Annotated in this window: 17 protein-coding genes and 1 pseudogene; 6 read left to right on the top strand and 12 right to left on the bottom strand. The window is 71.6% G+C overall.

Going from position 1 to position 18,645, the window contains the following annotated elements; all coding sequences use genetic code 11:
• Positions 1–815: 815 nt before the first annotated feature.
• Positions 816–1,127 carry a hypothetical protein gene (locus AC0ZLC_RS04465; RefSeq protein WP_476750541.1) on the top strand — a complete coding sequence of 104 codons (312 nt, stop codon included), beginning with the start codon at positions 816–818 and terminating at the stop codon, positions 1,125–1,127.
• Positions 1,128–1,145: 18 nt separating this feature from the next.
• Here AC0ZLC_RS04465 and AC0ZLC_RS04460 read toward each other — a convergent pair whose 3' ends face one another.
• From AC0ZLC_RS04460 to AC0ZLC_RS04450, 3 genes are all read right to left on the bottom strand, one after another.
• Complete coding sequence (locus tag AC0ZLC_RS04460) at positions 1,146–1,724, bottom strand: suppressor of fused domain protein (protein ID WP_476750540.1); 579 nt, start codon at positions 1,722–1,724, stop codon at positions 1,146–1,148.
• Positions 1,725–1,783: 59 nt separating this feature from the next.
• Entirely contained in the window at positions 1,784–2,023 is a 240-nt protein-coding gene (locus tag AC0ZLC_RS04455) for a hypothetical protein (RefSeq protein ID WP_476750539.1), read from the bottom strand.
• A 538-nt stretch (positions 2,024–2,561) separates the two neighbouring features.
• Entirely contained in the window at positions 2,562–2,939 is a 378-nt protein-coding gene (locus AC0ZLC_RS04450) for a hypothetical protein (protein WP_476750538.1), read from the bottom strand.
• Between the two features lie 96 nt (positions 2,940–3,035).
• Between AC0ZLC_RS04450 and sigJ the strand changes: the two genes are divergently transcribed.
• Complete coding sequence (gene sigJ, locus AC0ZLC_RS04445; RefSeq protein ID WP_476750537.1) at positions 3,036–3,965, top strand: RNA polymerase sigma factor SigJ; 930 nt, start codon at positions 3,036–3,038, stop codon at positions 3,963–3,965.
• On the opposite strand, the pseudogene AC0ZLC_RS04440 reads toward sigJ, so the two are convergent.
• A pseudogene (locus AC0ZLC_RS04440) lies at positions 3,946–4,149 on the bottom strand (IS701 family transposase); the annotation flags it as partial. The gene sigJ and the pseudogene AC0ZLC_RS04440 overlap by 20 nt on opposite strands.
• Between AC0ZLC_RS04440 and AC0ZLC_RS04435 the strand changes: the two are divergent.
• Positions 4,058–4,348, top strand: a complete 291-nt coding sequence (locus AC0ZLC_RS04435; RefSeq protein WP_476750738.1) for a transposase — start codon at positions 4,058–4,060, stop codon at positions 4,346–4,348. The pseudogene AC0ZLC_RS04440 and the gene AC0ZLC_RS04435 sit on opposite strands and share 92 nt — an antisense overlap.
• Before the next feature lie 1,821 nt (positions 4,349–6,169).
• On the opposite strand, the gene AC0ZLC_RS04430 is transcribed toward AC0ZLC_RS04435, so the two are convergent.
• The 8 genes from AC0ZLC_RS04430 to AC0ZLC_RS04395 form a co-directional block, all read right to left on the bottom strand.
• The gene (locus AC0ZLC_RS04430) at positions 6,170–7,522 is read right to left on the bottom strand and encodes an aldehyde dehydrogenase family protein (RefSeq protein ID WP_476750536.1); all 1,353 of its coding nucleotides are present in this window, start codon (positions 7,520–7,522) and stop codon (positions 6,170–6,172) included.
• A gap of 118 nt (positions 7,523–7,640) precedes the next feature.
• Positions 7,641–9,416: an asparagine synthetase B family protein gene (locus AC0ZLC_RS04425; RefSeq protein ID WP_476750535.1), complete on the bottom strand. Its 1,776-nt coding sequence runs from the start codon at positions 9,414–9,416 to the stop codon at positions 7,641–7,643.
• A gap of 129 nt (positions 9,417–9,545) precedes the next feature.
• Positions 9,546–10,061, bottom strand: coding sequence for a hypothetical protein (locus tag AC0ZLC_RS04420; RefSeq protein ID WP_476750534.1), 516 nt, complete (start codon positions 10,059–10,061; stop codon positions 9,546–9,548).
• Between the two features lie 58 nt (positions 10,062–10,119).
• Positions 10,120–10,983, bottom strand: a complete 864-nt coding sequence (locus AC0ZLC_RS04415; protein WP_476750533.1) for a hypothetical protein — start codon at positions 10,981–10,983, stop codon at positions 10,120–10,122.
• Between the two features lie 155 nt (positions 10,984–11,138).
• A complete protein-coding gene (locus AC0ZLC_RS04410; protein ID WP_476750532.1) occupies positions 11,139–12,227 on the bottom strand; it encodes a hypothetical protein in 1,089 nt (362 codons plus the stop codon).
• Positions 12,224–13,309 carry a hypothetical protein gene (locus AC0ZLC_RS04405; protein ID WP_476750531.1) on the bottom strand — a complete coding sequence of 362 codons (1,086 nt, stop codon included), beginning with the start codon at positions 13,307–13,309 and terminating at the stop codon, positions 12,224–12,226. Before AC0ZLC_RS04405 ends, AC0ZLC_RS04410 begins: the two co-directional genes overlap by 4 nt.
• Positions 13,306–14,070, bottom strand: a complete 765-nt coding sequence (locus AC0ZLC_RS04400) for a cupin domain-containing protein (protein WP_476750530.1) — start codon at positions 14,068–14,070, stop codon at positions 13,306–13,308. Before AC0ZLC_RS04400 ends, AC0ZLC_RS04405 begins: the two co-directional genes overlap by 4 nt.
• Before the next feature lie 589 nt (positions 14,071–14,659).
• Positions 14,660–15,604 carry a GlxA family transcriptional regulator gene (locus AC0ZLC_RS04395; RefSeq protein WP_476750737.1) on the bottom strand — a complete coding sequence of 315 codons (945 nt, stop codon included), beginning with the start codon at positions 15,602–15,604 and terminating at the stop codon, positions 14,660–14,662.
• Positions 15,605–15,698: 94 nt separating this feature from the next.
• On the opposite strand from AC0ZLC_RS04395, the gene AC0ZLC_RS04390 reads away from it, so the two are divergent.
• The 3 genes from AC0ZLC_RS04390 (at position 15,699) to AC0ZLC_RS04380 (ending at position 18,632) form a co-directional block, all read left to right on the top strand.
• On the top strand, positions 15,699–16,292 hold the full coding sequence (locus AC0ZLC_RS04390) for an MBL fold metallo-hydrolase (protein WP_476750529.1): 594 nt from the start codon (positions 15,699–15,701) through the stop codon (positions 16,290–16,292).
• 901 nt (positions 16,293–17,193) lie between these two features.
• Complete coding sequence (locus AC0ZLC_RS04385) at positions 17,194–17,673, top strand: CU044_2847 family protein (RefSeq protein ID WP_476750528.1); 480 nt, start codon at positions 17,194–17,196, stop codon at positions 17,671–17,673.
• A gap of 254 nt (positions 17,674–17,927) precedes the next feature.
• Positions 17,928–18,632 (top strand): hypothetical protein, encoded by a 705-nt coding sequence (locus AC0ZLC_RS04380; RefSeq protein ID WP_476750527.1) that lies wholly within the window; start codon positions 17,928–17,930, stop codon positions 18,630–18,632.
• Positions 18,633–18,645: the final 13 nt, after the last annotated feature.

Raw genomic sequence — 18,645 nt, 5'->3', positions numbered from 1 at the left:
CGCGGGGGAACACCGCACACCGCAGGGCCCGCACCCCCAAAGAGGGACGCGCGCAGGCAGCATGCCGGTCGTTCGCATTGCCGCACCGTCGACAGGGCCCCGCTTGGAGGGGAAGGTCCCCAAGGTGGCCCGGGCACGACCTTCTTGTGCGATGGATGCGATCACGCTGATGCCCGGTCAGGGAGTGGACAGCCAGGCCGCTGCCGCGAACAAAGGCCCTGGCGGCGGTCGGGAGGGTCCTGCTCGCGGCCACGACCCGGTCCGACCGCCGCCCGCCGGTACTGCCGTACGAGCGCCGTCCGACGCTCCACAGCTCGTCCAACTCGCCGCCTGGGCGGGGACGCTGGCCATTGTTCCGTACGCGGCGATGAAGCTGGCCTGCCCATGGGGAATTGCGGTGGTTTACCACGACAACGTCAGCTGTTTTTGCCACGGGAAGCGTCGTGGGATAGCTCCACGTCGGGCCGTGCCCGGCGGTCCGAGTCGGGGCCAGATTTCGGTCTGCTCCGGATCCCTCCGGTCTGGGTATTCTGCCCCGATACTGTTGGGCGCTTCCCGTTGTTGTTGACGTGTCCAGGGAAAGTGGGATTCAGACGACTCGATGCTCCGGGGGGCGACACAGGGCTACAGATCATCATGCAGATGGCGAGCGGGGTCGCCGCTACGGCCGGTACCGAAGTGGGACAGACGATCTCCACGATGGTTCGCGACCGGCTCGGGAGACCGATCGAAGGTCCACGGCCCTGCGCGCGGTCGAGGACCGGCCCGAAGACCCTGCGGCGGTTGACGAGCTGCGCGCGCTGCTCCAGGCTGAAGTGGACGCCGATCCGGGCTTCGCCGAGAGTATCGCCACGGCCCTGGCTGCCGCCCCGACGGCCGCCGAACCCACGCGCACCACGATCGGCAGCATCACGTTGCAGGGCAGCACGGTACGGGGCCGGAACACCTTTTCTCTGGGGCCCGTGACGTTCAAGAATACCCGCAACGTCCGGTTGTCCCTGCTCGCCGCGGCTCTCGTGTTCCCCGCGCTGGTGGCTTTCGGGATCTACGGCGGGGCGCAAACCCGTCTGGTCACCGAGGCCGGCGGAACCTTGAGCCGATACGCCCCTGATGATCACAATAGGTGACCGCCGCATGACGGAATCTCAGGCAACCGACGCCCTGAAAGGATCGGTCGGGATGATCTCTGCCTCGTCGAAGAGCTGCTCCAACGCCTCGTGCCCGCGACGCCTGCGGAAGTCGACCTCGGCTGTCGTTACGGGCAGGGCCCACAAGATGCGGGCGTGGCCCCCGGGCACGGGACAGTGCTCAAGGTCTGGTCCGTGGAGATAGGGCAGGCTGATCAGCAGGTGATCGCAGGTCGACCCGGGGACCCACGGTTCACCGATCGGCATGCTGTGCTCCAAGTCGAGCTGATGTCCTCCGCAGTGGTAGTAAGCGATCAGCGCCATGAGCTCGACGAACCGCTGGTCGCGGACGTGGGCGGTCATGACGAACTCAAGGCCGTGACCGTCCTTCTCCATCAGGGCCCAGCACCCGGCGGTCACATAGGCCCAGCTGTCGCTCCGGGGACCGGGTTCCACAACGAGAACTCGCAGATCGGGCGCCACCTCTCGACGTTCCGCCCCGAGGTCGTAGTCGACGACCTCCACGGAGTGCCCTTCGAAGAACGCCCGGACATGGGACTCGACGGCCTTCACAGCCAACACCCTCTCATCACTCACCGCGCGATCATCCCACCGCCAGTGACCCGCCAACCCGGCCAACCTTCCCGGTCAGAGCCCTAGCGCCAGGTGTAGTGCGCGCTGCCGGTGGCGATGCGCTGCTCCACAACGGTGGGCACGAGCGAGTCCATGACCAGGCCGGTGCGTGGGAGGCGCGGGCCCGTGTGTCTGCGGTGTGCCCGGGCGACGGTCCGGTGTCGCGGGATGAACGCGGCGGGGTCGTCGTTCGCGCCGAGCAGTGCAGGGAGTGATTCCAGGGTCCAGTCGGCTCCCCGGCCCCAGGCGTCCCCGGCGATCACAGTTCCTTCGGCCGGGGGCCGTCGGGTGTGCGGCAGGTGCGCCACCAGGTGCCGTCCGCTTCCCAGCGGCAGGTCGGATCCCCTGCACCGCGACGCAGCACCCGCAGCGTGCGGGACAGATCGTAGGGTTCGGGCGGCACCCATAGGCGACGGGGCAGACCCCCACCCTAGGACGCACCCACGACAGGCCGTGGGCCCGCGCGAGCCTCTTGTCAGGCGACGGCTTGGACGTCGCTCTGTCGCAGCGGAACTGCGCCGTCGGTGTGCTTGAGGGCCATAGGGGTCGCGACCACAGCCGCACCCTTAGCCGCCGGCCTCGGCGTCGCCCTCATCCCCCGCCTCGGCCGGGGCCCCCTCCCCCCCGGGTGTCGTCGAGGTCCCCCTCGACCCGATGCAAGTACGCCGTACGCCCTATGGCGCACGGGCGCGGCCCGCCGACCAGCGATCACGGAAACGGTACGGGTCCTACAGAAAGCACTGGGAAGTGGTGGCGCCGGTCCACCGGAGAAGTTGGAACCTAAGAACGCCGTTTCGGGCCTCAGCGCCGGGCCAGCGCCAGCATGCTCAGGCCGAACATCAGCACTCCCAAGGGGAGATGCACCGATGGGACGTCTGCGATGCCGAGCACGACCTGGACCGAGGCGAGCACGAGGAACCCCGACGCATGCCCGACGGGCCGGGCCGGGCCGCCGCCCGGCTTCCACGCCAGCACGGCGGCGAGCAGGTACAGCATCGACGACCCGTACATCACACGGGCGCCGACATCGTGCAGCCTCGCTCCGTAGGACGAGGTCAGCAGTAGTCCGGCGGAAACCGCCTGGAGGAAGATGGTCAGGGTCTGCAGGGCGATCGCGATCCGCAGGAACGAGGGGCCGCGCCGCGCGTTTGTCGTCGTCGCCGTCACCTGAGTGGCCATGTCACAGTCTCCTTTTCCGCCCTAGGGCAGCAGATCGATAAGGTCTCACCAGCCCGACGACACAGGGCTGCGAAAGGTAAGGCGGGGGCCAGAAGCATGGGGACTGTCGGGGGCGGCACGGACGCGGTAGCCGGCGAGCGACGCCAACTGATCAATGTGGCTTACCGGTTGCTCGGTTCGGTGACCGAGGCCGAGGACGCCGTGCAGGACGCCTACGCACGCTGGTACGGGCTACCCCGGAGCCGGCAGGAGGAGATCCTGTCCCCCGGCGCCTGGCTGACGACGGTGACCGGTCGCATCTGCCTGGACCTGCTCGGCTCGGCGCGGGCCCGCCGTGAACGCTATGTCGGCGCGTGGCTGCCCGAGCCGCTGCCCGACCGCACCGAGTGGGCCAACGCGGGCAGCGGTCCCTCCGGGCCCGGCCCCACGGGCCCCACGGACCCCGCCGACCAGATCGTCCTGGACGAGTCAGTGGCTATGGCCTTCCTCGTCGTCCTGGAGTCGATGACGCCCGCCGAACGTGTGGCGTTCGTCCTGCACGACGTCTTCCGGTACCCGTTCGCCGAGATCGCCGACGTGCTCGGCCGGACCGCCGCGGCCTGCAAGCAGCTCGCGGCCTCGGCCCGGCGGCGGGTACGCCCCGCAAGCGCTCCGGTGCCGGCGACCGGCCAAGCCGACGTAGTGAGGCACGTCAAGGAGGCCTGGGAGAGCAAGGACATCGCAACCCTGGTCGGTCTTCTCGACCCGGCCGCCGTATTGACCGCCGACGGTGGCGGCATGGTCGGGACCGTCCTGCGCCCGGTCGAGGGTGGCGCGCGTATCGCCGAGTACATGGTCGCCGTCGCCGACAGGGCTCCCGGGCTCGAACTCCTGCAACGGTCGGTCAACGGTGTCCCGGGCCTGGTGGCCCAGCGGTCCGGTGTCGTCATGACCGTGGCCGCGTTCGACGTCTCCGACGGGCGCGTCACCCGTATCTGGGCGATCCGCAACCCGGAAAAACTGCGGCCATGGGCGCGGGAGCACTAGTAAGCGAGAACTGCACCGGTTCGGGCTCGGTGGCGGGCCATTCGGCCAGCAGCCAGCGCTCGGGCAGTTCGGGATCATGGGCCGGCCTGCGGATGCCTCGTCCGGCGGGCCGGCCCCTGAGGGCGACGAAACGCGAGTACATGCGCTTGAAGCCGCTTCGGCTCGTGCCCGGACGGGATCCCTTGGTCTTCGCGGACGCCGGATACGGCGACGCCGCCGCCTTCCGCAGCGGCCTGGAGGAACGCAACCTCCCCTACGCGGTCGGTGTTTCCGGCCGCCACAGCGCTCACCCTGCCGACGCGCGGCCCGCCACAGCACTCACCCTGCCGACGCCCGGACCGTCCAGCCGACCTGTGCGGGCACAGGCCGGCCGCCGCAAATGAAGTATCCCGACCCACCGCGGACCATGAAGGACCTGGTCATCGCGGCCGACCAGACAGTCGCTCGCCCGGTGTCCTGGCGGGACCTGCGCGTCGTGACAGCATCGGGACCGGACATCGTGTGGGTCTTTGGACGCGCGCAGCGTTCCGGTGACGGCGGGGACCAGTAGGCCCGTGCGGCGCGCTGGAACGGAAGTCAGTGGACACTCATCTGGCACGAGCCCAACTCTGTGGTGGACGCGGCGACCGTCGCGGGGCCGGGCGACGTGTGGGTGGCGGGCCGGCGACAGGGCGGTAACGGCACATGCCGTTCGTTCCTCCGGCGCCATACCGCCGCGGGATGGTCGGCCGTCGCCTGCCATCGACGGTGTGCGTGCGCGCCCTCCATGCGCTGTCGCCCCGGGACGTCTCGGCCGTCGGCGGTGATCGGGGCAAACCGCTAACCCTGCACTGGCACGGCGGGAGTTGGCGCACGGTGCCGCTGCAGCCCGCGGTCGCAGCGCCGAGCGGAGAGCTGAATGGGCTCACTGCACAGTCGCCGACGCAGCTCTGGGCCGTCGGCCGCACGGGCCAAGTGGAGGGGGTGACCAGGCCCATCGCGGTGCGCTGGGACGGGCATAGGTGGGTGAGCGTGGTCGACTCGAGCGTGTGCGATGAGTTCGCCCATGCCGCCGCCGACACGCACGGCGGGATCTTCACCTCCACATCCACCGCGCGGGTCTTGCACTACGACGGCCGGAACGGGACGAGCGAACAAGTCGCCCCCGACCGTACTCCCGAACCCCGCGGAACACGCGTGGGTGTTGGAGGCCAGCATTCACACAGCGTCCGCCGCCGACCCGTCATGGCAGAAACAACGCGACCGGCTCCGCCAGGTCGCCTCCTACGACCCCCAGACGCAGACATGGCATGCCCGCCTCGGCGCTCTCGACCTGGCAGGCGTACAGGTCCTGCAGACCCTCTTCGACGCCGCACACGAACACGGCACCGAGGTGCGCCTGACGGCTGTGGAGGTCCCGTCGCGTTGGGAGGGTCCCGTTCTGCCCCGGAGTCCAGCCGTGGCTGCCCTGCTGACGGCAGGCCGACCCCGGCCGCCGGCTCGGGCGGCTGCCGCTGGCCTGATGAGCCGGGCTCCCGAGGAGGAGCCCTGCGGGGTGGCTCTTCAACGACGTCACGCGAGCTGGACATGCCCTGGGACCCGGGGACCGGCGTCCAGGTGAGCCGCGGTGCCCGTAGTGGTCCGGCGTTGCTCTCGAACAGATGCGTCGGCGTGCCTGCCCGCCGGGCGGCCTCGACGTTGAAAGCGACATCGGCGATGACCAGGAAGCTCTCCGACGCACGTGCAAGCGGGCAGTTGCGGCCTCAAGGGCACGCCGTGTCTCGGCGCGGTGGCTGCTTCCCGGCAGTGGCGGGCTGCCGCGCCGTCTTACGCCCGTTGCCCGAGGTCCAGCGCCAGGCCCGCAACAAGGCCCGAGCAGAAGCCGGGAACTAGTTCTGCAGCCGCAGACGCCGCCGGACGCGCAACGTTCAGGCGTCCGGCGGTTTCCCGCGACGTGCTGAACGGCGGCGGGTTCGAGGGCCCCGAATGGTCGGTCCGCGTCTCCCTGGCCAACCTCGACGGCCTGGCCTACCTGAAGATCGGCCACCACCTGCGCGTGGAAGCACGACGCCGGTCTGCTTTGCGAGGCGGGTGAGGGCCCCTGGGGCCTTTGCGGGACGCTGGCCGGCGTTGATGCCGACGACCGCGACGAAGAGGCACAGAACCGCTCGTCCGCAGTCACTCCTCCCTGCCCCCCTCACCGTGCGGCGGACCCGCGCGGGCATTCAACCGCCGTACGCCAGCCGGGCGGTGATCGTCTTGGGGCGCTGGTACTCGTGCAGGGCGAGCGTGCTGAGGTCCGTGCCGTGGCCGGAGGCGCCCCGGCCGCCGTGCGGGAGTTCCGCGGTCTGGACGAGGTGGCAGTTGAGCCAGACCTCGCCGGCGTTCAGCCGCCCGGCAAGTTCCAGCCCCGCTCCCAGCTCCCGGGTCCACACGCTGGCCGCCAATGCCTGCGGAACGCCGTTGGCCAGGGCGACGGCCGCGTCCGCGTCATCGGCCCGCTGCACGGTAAGCAGGGGGCCGAAGACCTCCTCCACCACCGCCGGGTCGTCGTCGGGGAGGTCGGCCAGGATGCGCGCGGGCCGCCAGAAGCCGTTCTCCTCGCCCGGCCCCGGGGCGATGTCGCCCGCCATGCTCCGTCCGGCGGCCGAGCGTTCGACGATGGCGTCGTAGCGGGCCAGCTGATCGGCGTTGTTGAGCGGACCGAAGTCGCGTCCCGCGAGGCACTGGCGAGCCGCCTCGGCCAGCCTCCTCACGGCCTGCTCGTAGTTCTCGCGCAGGGTGATCACGCGGGCGGGAGCGGCACAGCTCTGCCCGGCGTTGTAGGTGCTGGCGCGAGCCAGGTGGATGAAGGTGTCCTCGGGGGCGTCGGGCAGGACGAGGGCGGGGGCGTTGCCGCCGAGCTCCAGACTGACGCGGCGTCCTTCGGCCCGCGTCGTCACGTCGGCGCCGGCGGTCGTGCTGCCGGTGAAGGCGACCATGTCGACGCCCGCCTCGACCAGCAGCCGGCCGGTCTGCCGGTCCCCGGGTACTGCGGTCAGGATGCCGGGTCCGAGTGCCTCGGCGGCGTGCTCGGCGAGGAGTTCGAGGGTGTCGGGGGTGGTCTCGGCGGGCTTGGCCACGACGGTGTTGCCGGCGGCGAGTGCGGGGGCGCACCGCCATGCGGCCATCATCAGCGGGTAGTTCCAGGGCACCACCACGCCCACCACCCCGAGGGGCTCCCAACGCACCCAGCTCTCGTGCCCCTCGACGAGGGTTCCGGCGGCCGGCGCGGACTGGGCGCGGACGGCGGAGGCATAGAACCGCAGGAGGTCGGCGACCTGCTCCACCTCGCCCGCGGTCTCGCTGTCGGGTTTGCCGGTCCCGGCCGCCTCCCGCACGGCGTACGCGGCGGCGTTCTCCGTCACCAGCGCCGCCAGCCGTTCCAGTCGGCGGGAGCGTTCCCGGGGTGTCAGGGCGCGCCAGGCAGGCGCCGCCGCGCGGGCCGCGCCGACCGCGGACCGAATCCCCTCCTCCCGTGTGACAGGGGCGGTACCACGGACCCGGCCGGTGCGGGGGTCGATGAGAGTGGTCTTCACGGTGCGCTTGCCTCCACGGCTGGTTCTCGCCGCACGCCGAGCGGTCGGCATGGCTGCGGGGTCATCGGCCGTACGTCCGTCGCGGTTGCGGACGGTACGTCCGTCAGGGTTCCGGCGGTCACAGGTCGTACGCCCGCAACCACAGCTCCAGGGTGAGGACCAGCCACAGCTTGCCGCCCTGGCGCGGCAGCAGCGTGCCCTCGCCGCGCATCCAGGTGCGGACGGTGTCGGGCCGGAACAGCCCGCGCTGCCGGGCCGCGCGCCCGAGCAGCAGGTCGCCGCCCAGTTCGCGCAGCGGTCCGCTCAGCCACTGCTGCACCGGGACCCGCATCCCGCTCTTGGGCCGGTCCACCACGGTGGCGGGCAGCAGATCGCGTACGGCCTCCTTCAGCACCGACTTCTCGGCCGTGCCCCGCAGTTTGAGGGCGGGAGGCGTGGCGAAGGCGTGGTCGATGACGCGCCGGTCGAAGAGGGGGGCACGGCCCTGGAGCCCCTGGGAGGCGGTGAGCCGTTCGACCTTGGTGAGAATGTGGTGGGCGCCTTTGGTCCGCAGATTGCAGTGCAGCAGTTGGTCGAGCAGGTGGGTCATCCGGTCCGGGCCGGTCAGGTAGGGCTCGACGAAGCGCTGCGGGGCCGGGGCGGAGTCCAACGCGGCGAGCACGTCGGGGGTCAGCAGGTCGGGCAGGTCGGTCCAGCACTTGCGGTAGGAGCGCAGATAGGCGGTGGCCCGGTCCTCGTACCAGGGCGCGTCTGCCGCCCCCGGCGCCCCGGTGTGCATCTCGTGGACCAGCATCGGCAGGTTCTTCGGACCACCGAACACGGGGTCTCCGCCCTCCCCGTTGAGGACGATGCCGAGCCCGTCCCCCGCGACTGCCTCCGAGAGCATCAGGTTGGGCACGGTCAGCGGGTCGCCGACCGGGCTGTCGAGCAGGGCGGCGGCCTCGGCGAGCCGAGCCGCGACCGCCGAACCGGACACGGTCAGCACCCGGTGCCGGGTGTGGCAGTGGGCGGCGACGAGCCCGGAGTAGCCCAGTTCGTTGGGGAGTTCGCCGCCGAAACTGATGGAGTAGGTGTGCACGGGGTGACTGTGCAGCTTCGCGGCGAGCGCGGTGACGAGGGAGCTGTCGACGCCCCCGGACAGCAGGACCGCGACGGCTTCGGCCTCGGGCAGCCGGCGTGCGGTCGCCTCTTCGAGCAGGGCGCGCAGCGTCAGGGCGTACGTGTCATCGGGTCGTGGCCCGCCCGGCTCGCCGTGGCTCTCCTGCGGTTCCCAGTACGCCTGTTGGCTGAGGGTCCCGTCAACTGCCAGCCGCACCACGCGTCCGGGCAGCACTTCACGCACGCCCTCCAGCAGCGTCTCCTCGCCCGGCAGGTAGGCGAAGGTGAGGAAGGAGCGCACGGCGGAGAGGTTCATCCGGGTGCCCAGTGCGGGCCAGCGGCGCAGGGCGCGCAGGGAGGTGGCGGCCGCCCAGGTGTCGCCGGCGCGGGCGTAGAAGAGGGTGCGGGCGCCGACGTGGTCGCGGATCAGCACCAGGTCGCGGCCGTCGAGGACGGCGAGCGCGAACAGGCCCTCGGCGAGCGCGACGCCCGGTGCGCCGAGCCGGGCCCACAGCCGCAGCAGCACCTCGCCGTCGCCGCAGCCGGGCGGGGCGGGGGCGCCGGCCGTGACGAGCGCGGTGAGCAGGTCGGCGCGGTTGTGCAGGGTGACCTCGCCGACGGCACGCATTCCGGACGCCTCGAACGGCCCCTCGGCGTGACCGGGTTCGTCGGGCAGCAGTGCCAGTCCCGGCGCGAGAGGCGGGGCCCCCATGGCGGTGAGGTGGGCGTCGGCGGCCGCGGGCCGAACGTCGGAGTGGCCGGGATCCGGGCCGAGACAGACGCAGAAGCGTGCCATGGAGCGAGGGAGTCCTTTCGTCGTTGTGTCCGGCTGCGCCCGCGCGCTCTTCGGGGAGGTGGACCGTGCCCGTACGTGCGTCATGGTGTGTACGCGGCGCCCTGGTCCGGACCGCCGCGACGCACCCGGTCAGCCGAAGTCGTCGTCGCTCCAGCCGTCTTCGCCTTCGCTCCAGTCGCCGCCGTCCCAGTCGTCCCCGCCGCCGTCCCCGCCGCCGTCGCCGCCCGAGGCGGACGAGTTCTGGGCCTGCTGGCGCAGTTCTTCCTCCTCCTCCGGCGTCAGGTGCGCGGGCGGCAACTGAGCGGCGGTGACCGCGAGTCCGGTGACGCCGAGGCCGACGAGGATCGCTCCCATCCGGCCGCCGAACGACGTCCGGTTGATCATCACGGTGTCACCGCTGCCCCACAGCGTCCGGCCGTAGCCGATGTCCCGCCCGTAGGTCACGGTGCCGTCGGCGAGCAGCCGCTTGACGATCCGGTCCCCGAGCAGTTCGTCGGTGCCCGCGCCGCCCCGGTCGTCGTGCCAGTCCACCACGCCACCGGGGCCGCGGCGGCGCCACTCCTGACGGCCGTCCTCGTAGGTGCGGTGGACGCTGCCGTCGGCGAGCAATTCGTCGGTGTAGCCGATTTCGCGGGGGCGGATCATGCTCATCGGTCCTCGGGTCTGCGGTGGTCGGGCATACGGTCCTCGAGTCGGCGTCCGATCATGCGTCGGGCCAGGTCATGAACCCCGCGGTGCGCAGCTCGCGCAGTTCGCCCCAGACCGAGTGCCGGGACGGCCGGGGGCCGCGGGTCAGGCGCAGTACGGCGCGCAGGAGCCGCGCCGGCGCCACCGCGGCGACCTCCGCGAACCGGCCGCCCGCGAGCCAGGCGACCTCCTCGGGCCGCAGCCCCGGAAGCGGCGGGCCGAGTGGGGGGACGGGGCCGGGTGCGCGCCCGGTCACCAGACGCAGGGTCCGGACGTGCCGGGGCACAAGCCCGAGCGAGGCCACCCGTACTCCGGGCACCGGCCCCAGCTGCCGGCGCACCTGGGCGGGCAGGGTGACGCCGGTGGGGCTCGCGTCGTGCAGGACGTGCACAGTGGCGCCTTCGGCCCGCTCCAGCGCCGCCACCAGCCGGGGATCGAGTGGCAGGTCGTCGGCCGCGCTCAGGACGGGGCAGGCGGCCTCCAGGTGGACGTGGTTGGCCAGCAGCATCCAGGCGACGGAACGGTCCTGGCAGATCAGCAGGCGCGGCAGCCCATAGGCGTAGAGGTCGGCCTCGCGCGCGGGCCCGCCGATCGTCCGGGCGGCACGGTGCGGGGGCAAAAGGAGTCCGGCCGGCTCCAGTCCCCGCAGCGCCTCGGCGAAGCGGGGCAGCCTGAGGGGCGGGCGCGGGCTGTGCGGGATGCGTCGCAGTGGCGCGGGAGTCGGCCTCAGGACGCGGCACGTCTCGTAATACAGCTGACGTTCGGTGTAGCGAATCCCGCCGGGCAGGGCCGCGCGCCGGGCGGCGACGCCGATCGCCCGCTCCAGAACCATCCGCGAGACCGGGCGCAACGGCCCGGGCGGCTCGATGGGGGTCGGCATGTCAGCTTTCGTCCTTCCCGGGCGACGACTGCGGCTGGTTCGGGAAACCGAGCTCGGGGGTCCGCCCACGCGTCGGCGCCGCGCGGCGGACAACGACCGCCGCGGCAACGCTCGTGAAGACGGCGGCCGTGCGCGGCTCGACGAGGTGACGCATGTCAGATCCCCTCCAGCTCGGGCGGCTGCGGCCAGCTCAGGAATCCGAGCTCGGCGGCCCGCCGACGCGACGGCTCCGGGGCGCTCCGGGCCCGCTCGACGCCTCGGGCGACGGACGCCTCCAGCAGGGCCGGGGGGACCGCGGCGACCGGACCGAGCCAGCCCAGTCGCAGCCATGCGGCGTCCTCCGGGGCGAGCCGTTCCATCCGCCGGAGCCAGTCGGCCCCGCCGGATGCGACACTCTCGGGGGGATCCTCATGGAGAACGACGGCCCTGCGGTTGCCCCGGACCGCCTTCACCGGCAGGCCCGCGTCCACAACCACCGCGTCGGGGCGGTCCGCGCGAACGTCGGCCAGCAGCTGGAAGCCGCGGGCGCTCGCGTCGTGCAGGACGACCACGGGCCCGGTGGGCGGCAGATCGGCGAGCCGGGCGGCGAGGGTCAGTCCCAGCCGGTGCGGGAAGTCGTTGACGGACAGGAAGACGCGTACCGCCCGGTCCGGGCACAGCAGCGCCACCGTCTGCTTCTGCCGGTCCCGATCCGCGGGCGGGAACGCGGCGTCGCCGGCCTTCTCCTCGTCCACGACGCCGGGCGGCAAACTGCCGTAGACCTCCACCCAACGCCCGAGCATCATGGTCCGGAAGGCGTGCGGGTACGGCACCACGCATGCGCCGGCACGGCGGGCCGGCCTGCGTGGCCGCCCCCTCGCCATCAGGTACACGACGACGGCCGCCCCCACGCTGCCCCACCAGAGCAGTCCGGCGTGGGCGCTGTCCGGCAGCCGCACGGCGAGCGCCGCCAGTCCGGCGACGAGCGCCACTGCAGCCGTGCGTCCCACCCATGGTGAGCGACCGCTGCGCGGAGCCGCGTCCCAGGTGCGGTTCTCGGCGCGGGCCAGGTACCACAACTGGGTGAGGGTGACCGTGCGGCGGCCCTCGTCGGTGTGGGTGCGGGCGATGCGCTCGATCCTCGTGTCGTGCATGCCGCGGCCGTGCACCTTGGGATCGAGGGCGAAGGCCCGCTCGCAGTGGGAGCACACGCTGTTGGTGCGTTCCTTGCGCGGCAGGGAGGTCCGGCAGTGCGGGCAGATCATGTACCGCCTCCGCCGGGCCAGGTCATGAAGCCCAGGGAGGCGGCGCGCCGACGTTCCGGGTCGGTGGCCGTGCCGGCGCGCTCGACGGCTCGGGTGACGACCGCGAGAAGCTTGGCGGGCGGGACGGCGACCAGGGGCAGCCCCCAGCCCTTGGACAGGCGCTTCAGCTGGTCGGGGGGGTACTCCCCGCTGCGTCGCAGTACCTCCATGACAGCGTCGCCGGGCGGCTCGCCCCGTACGGGCACGGCGTTGGGACGGTCCCGCGCGACGTCGGGCGGCAGTCCGAGGTCCACGACCCGGTGTCCGGGGTACGCCGCGCGCACGCTGTGGACGAGTGCGAGGCCGGCGGCGTCGGCGTCGTGGAGGACCAGGACCGTTCCCGGGCCCGACGGGTCGAGGGCGGCGGGCAGTCCGTCGGGCGTGGCGACCAGGCGCAGCCCGTGGCGGGCGGGCAGGCCGGCGGCATCCAGGAAGACGGCGACGGACGGGTCAGGGCAGAGCAGCACGGGCCCGCCGGACGCGGGCTCGGCTGTCGGTACCGTCGAACGGTCCCCGCCGGTACGGGAGGTACGAGGGGACGGCCGAGGTGAGGGATACCCCTTGTCGCTGATCACCCCCGGCGGGAGCGAGCCGTAGACGTCGTTCCACTCCCGCATCAACTCGGTACGGAAGGACTCCCGGGAGACGCGGGGCCGGCCTCGCCTCCATCCCGACGCCCCCGCGATGAGGTAGCCGAGGGCGGTGACCAGGAGCAGACCCCCCAGCAGCGCGAAGAGCACCGCATCGCTGATCAGCCCGGCGACGCCGAGGAAGAGGCCGAACAGGGCGGCCACTCCGCCGCAGCCCGTCTCCACATCGGTGTCCTGAAGCGACTTGCGCGACAGGGCGTACCACAACTGGCCGGTGGTGCAGCGCAGTCGGCCTTCCTCGGTGAGCTTGGCGGCGACGCGGCGGACACGGAGGTCGTTCAGGTGCAGGGGGTTGGTCTTGGGGTCCAGTGCGTACCTGCGGCCGCATTTGCCGCAGACGTTGCCGGGGCGTTCCTTGCGCAGCAGGGACTGTTCGCAGTGCGGACAGATCACGCGGGGCCCTCCAGTCGGTGGGCCAGCCGCCGCAGCCGGGCGGCCAGGCGTTCCTTGACGGTGGTGACACCCGCTCCCCGCAACCGCTGGACCCGCTCGATGTCACGCAGCGCGGCGGCCAGCGCCAGGTAGTCGGTGCGGGCAAGGGTGCTCGTGCCGGTGGAGCCGGGAGGCGCGACCGTGCCGTCCGCCGGGCCCGCCGCCCTGCGGTCCGCCTCGGGGGCGGTGATCGCGTAGTCCTCGTGGTCGATGCCGTAGCCGGTGTTGGCGGCCAGGATGGTCAGCGGAGAAGTGTCCCGATTGGCGAAGGAATGCGGCATCATCTCGGGGATTCTTATCAACTCGCCCGGTGTGAGCGGGACTTCCGTGACCCGGTCGCGGTCGGCGTCGTACAGGCCGCAGGACGCGTAGCCCAGGCTGAGGACGAAGTGCTCACCGCCGTGCGCGTGCGGGGTGAAGGCGCTGCGCGGGCCGACGGTACCGAGCTTGACCGTGGCGTTGGAGGGACGCTCGGGCGAGGTGGCGGCGTCGCCCACCAAGTAGTGGGCGAACTGCCCGTCGTCGATGAACCGCAGGAGATCCCGCTCCGGACCGAGGTCGCGGGCGCCGTCCCGGTCGGCGAGGACGATCGAGCCGTCGGGCAGCAGTCGGTACAGCCGCACACCGCCCGGCAGGTCCCCCACCCCGCTCCGGCCCTTCGCGACGGCAGCCGCACCCGGCACGCTCTCCTGAACATCACCGAACAAGAGTTCCTCCCCCATGCCCACCCCGGCAAGTACGCGAATGGTAAGGCGTTGATCGAGAACGCGGGGAGGGTCCGAACGAAACCTGCGGTGACACGGCGGTGAACCACGGGTCGACACGGCATACGGGTGAGGGAAACGGCATCGCGCTCTTCACCCCCGTCGCCCGCCTCCGCACACCCCAGAGCATCGGATGCGGATGGCCGATTCCTCACTCCTGTAGGGGAGTTCGGCGCCGCACGGGGGTATGCCTTGTGCGTCTGTGGGCGCGCGAGCGGGGAGGCCGGCACTATGGCACGCCTTTCGTGGACGTCCGATACCCTTCCCTCGCGCCGGCCACGCACCCGTCACGTCGTTCGCCGACTGCGCGCCCAGGGCACGGCCGGGACGGCTGCGGTTCACGCCCCACCCTTCCACCCGTGAGGCGCCCGACGCCGGTGTGGTGCAGCGGCGGACCGTCGCCGAGGCCGGTTGTACGACAAAGACCCAGGCGGCATACCGATTCGCCATCGAAGCTTGACCCGACGGAGTTCCGCAGCTCATGCCGCAGCCAGGTCCTGCGGGAGTGGGAGGCGGCCTTGCTCGGAGCGGCGTTGGCTCGCCTTCGTTACGGCGTGTTGGTGAAGGAGCGGCGGTAGGAGCGGGGCGGCACTCCCCGGCGGCGCACGAACTGTTCGCGCAGGACGGCCGCGCTTCCGTATCCGACGCGGTGGGCGATCTCCTCGACCGGCAGGTCTGTGGTCTCCAGGAGCTCCTCGGCGCTGCTCAGACGCAGGCTCCGCAGCCAGGCGTGGGGGGTGGTGCCGGTCGCGGCGGTGAAACGGCGGGCGAAGGAGCGCTTGCTCATCACGGCACGCTGGGCCAGTTTCGCGACAGGAAGCGGCTCATGGAGGTTCTCGCGGGCCCACGCGAGTACCTCGGCGAGACGCTCGTCGCGGCAGTCTTCGGGGATGGGGGCGGCCAGGTACTGGGCCTGCCCGCCGTCGCGGTGGGAGGGCAGCACCATGTCCCGGGCAACGGCGTTGGCCATTGCGGCTCCGTGCTCCCGCCTCAGCAGGTGCAGGCAGAGATCGAAGCCCGCGGCGGCTCCCGCGCCCGTGATGATGCGTCCTTCGTCGATGTAGAGGGCGTCGGGTTCGACGGTGACGTTGGCGTGGCGGCGGGCGAGCAGTTCGGCGAACCGCCAGTGGGTGGTGGCCCGCCGACCGTCAAGCAGTCCGGCGGCGGCGAGCGCGAAAGCGCCGACGCAGTGGGCCGCGACCACTGAGCCGCGCTCGTGTGCGGCCGCCAGTGCATCGAGCACGGCGGGAGCGGGTGGTGTGCGGAAGCCGGCCCATGGCAGGGCGATCACCAGATCGGCGGAGGCGAGCCGGTCCAGGCCGTGCGTGATGGTGAGCGGCACGCCGAGGTCAGTGGGGACAGGACCGGGCCGGTCGGTGCACAGGGCGAAGTCGAAGCCGGGCAATGTCGCGCCGTGCGGGCCGAAGACCTCGCCGACGATGCCGACGGCGAGCATGCCGACTCCGGGCGGGGTGTACGCGGCCACGGTCATGAAGGGAGACACCCGTGCAGTCTGGCACTAATCCTGCGATCAGCGGCAGCTGTGCCACTCGTGAAAGATCGGCCTCCCCGGAAGGATTGAGGCCATGACAGACGCACCGCTCGGCCGCAGCGCCACATACACGATCCTGACCACCGGATATGTCGGCTCCACCGGCCCCGGAGTCGCCGCCACCGTCTCCTACATTTCCGACGCCGGCCGGCACGTGATCTTCGACCCGGGCATGGTGGCGAGTCGCGACCACATCCTCGCCCCGCTGAACGCGTTGGGGCTCGGCCCCGACGACATCACAGACGTGGTGCTCAGCCACCACCACCCGGACAACACCATGAACGTGGGCCTGTTCGAACGGGCCCGGGTGCACGACCACAAGGTGGAATACCTCGGCGATCAGTGGAGGAACCGGGATGCGGAGGGTTACGAACTCACCCCGTCGCTCAGGCTGATCCGCACCCCGGGCCACAGTGCCGAGGACATCACACTGCTGGCGGGCACAGACTCGGGCGTGGTCGCCTTCGCCGGTGACCTGTGGTGGCACGCGGACGGCCCGGCGGACGACCCAGTAGCCCCCGACCGCGAGGTGTTGCGCGCCTCCCGGATCCGAGTGCTGACCGCCGCGGACCTGATCGTCCCCGGCCACGGCGGCCCGTTCAAGCCCGACGACACCACGCCACGCTAGCCGCCTTTTGTCCGACATGAGCTGCGGAACTCCGTCCGGTCAAGCTTCGATGACACAGACGCCCGGTCGTCAGACGTCGATGGCAATCGGTCAAGGTTCACTGTCACAGGACGAGCCTGCTGATCGCAGCGGGCGGCACGACCACGGCGGTGCGTGCGCTGCCATCCGGTCCCCTCCCCCTGCTGATCCTGCTCGTCGGCGTCGTACGCGGAAACCCCACCCTGCTCCAGGCCACCGCGATCAGCGACCGCTGCGGTACCACGCACTACGGCCGCCTGTGCGGTTCTGCTCTCCTCTCCGGCCACCGTGGCGGCGGCGCTCGCTCCCTGGGCCGGTGCGGCCATGGCGGACCTGTGGCGGTTGCCACCACTTGCTCCTGGCACTCGCTGTCATCTCTGCCCTGGCTGCCGTTCTGGCGTTCGCTTCCGGAACTCGCTCAGCTTTCAGCCAGCACATTCGCCAACTCGGCCGGCTCAGCTGACTCGGCAGCCGGGGAGGGCCGGGACGGGAGAATCAGTCCGGCAGGGCGCCGGTGCTGGCGGTGCCTGACCCGTTTCCGGGTAAGTCCCTGCATGGTGTGGTCACATGGCCGACGACAGCGATGTAGTTCTGGAGATCTGGCGCGACCAACGCCAGGCAGCGGTCCACTCGGAGAACCAACGCGCGACGCTCTCCAACATCGTCATCCTGGTGGTTGCTGCAGGGCTGGGTCTCATCTCACAAAGAGGGATCCAGAGGTCGACGCTGACAGAGTCGGTCGAAAGGTGTCAACTCTTCCTGTCTTGTGAGGAACTGGGATCCGGCGTTCTATGGTGGGGCAGGCGCCGGACGCTGAGGTCCGGTCTGCACGGGCGCGCGGCGTCCGCATGGTCTGCTCGGTGTCTTCGGCAAGGGGGAGTTGATGGCCGAGTACGTCGAAATCCGCCTGAGTGAAGGGGAGTCGGTCCCCTTCGAGATCGCGGACCTAGATGTTCCCGTTCCGGCGGGCCGTCGTTGGCGGGCAACCACCGAGCGGCTGCAGGAAAGCCTTGAGCAGGGCGTCGATCGCGTGCTGCGGGTGGCGCACCTCGTCGCCGAGCGGGCTCGGTCGGGTCCGGGACAGCCCGAGCGAGTCACCGTCGAGATCGGCGTGAACGTGACCACGGATGCCGGCGTGGTGGTGGCGCGGGCGACCAGCGCCGCCCACTTGACGGTCAGCGTGGAGTACGTCGTCGGTGACACGGCTCCAGCTGACCCCGAAGACGCCGCGGCAAGTCCTGATTCCCTAGACCGGCGAGACCTCGATGAACCAGCCTCGGCCGTGGGGACCGCGACGGCCGCCCCTCCCGGCCCCGCCACCGATCCTGTGCCTGACTCACTTCAGGGTGGCGCCGTCCGGTGAAAAGGGTCGCCCTGTCCCGGGCCGGCCTGCTCCCTCGAGCTGCGGGAATATGCGCTGTCTCCTCCGCTGTCCTGTGGGCGTACACCTGGACCGATACCGTCACGCACACCGCTGCCGGTTCGGCGGCCGCCGTGTCCTTCCGTGACGCCCCCCACGTCGGTTGGCACGTCATGGTGGAGGCTGGCCGTGGCGGCTGGTGGCCGTTTGAGTGGCGCGCCTACTTTCCTGATTTCCGCACTGCCACCGGCGACCCCGTGATCTGGGGCGCCATCGTCACCATCAGTCTCCCTCATATTGTCCTCCTACTGACCGGAATCGCCCAGATCGTGGTGCGCAGACCGGACAGGACAGCGGCCTTCCTCGCCGGGCTGACCGGGCTCTTCCTGCCCGCCACCCTCGCCGTGCCCGCGGAGTGGCGGGGGCTGGGCCTCGCTTCGGCGCCCGCTGCCGTCGGTGTCCGTACGAGCGCCACCCTGCTCGCCGCAACGGCCACCGCGACGGCCGCCATGTACGTGTGGCGCACCGACGCCCGCCCGCGGCCCTGGGCCTGGCCTCCCCCGCGATCGACGGTTCTCACCCTGTCGGCGCTGCTGTGCTGGACGGTCCTGCGACCCTCACCGGGACTCGGGCCCCTGACCGCGGGCCTTGCCTCGATCGCCGCGCTGGTGGTTCCGGTGGCGGTGTTCCTTGCACCGGAGCGTCCCCTGCACCGGCAAGCAGCCGCAGCTTGGCTGTTCACTCCGGCACTCGCCGTGGCATGCGATTTCTTCGCGCTCTTCTTCGTGCTCACCACGAGGAGCGCGGACGGCACCGGGGAACGGATGGGCGGCATGTGGTCCGCCGGTCAGGCAGCCACGGGTGTGGTGGTGGGGCTGATCGTGCTCGTCCTGTCGGCCCGGGGCCTCCGGGGCCCTCACGACCGGCCGGAGGTCGCGGCTTCCGACCGTGTCCATGACTGAAGGAGTCTCCGCT

The organism is Streptomyces sp. GLSS-08 (assembly GCF_056387915.1).
Note: the sequence above shows the minus strand (reverse complement) of the source record. Positions and strands in the feature narration are given on the sequence as shown.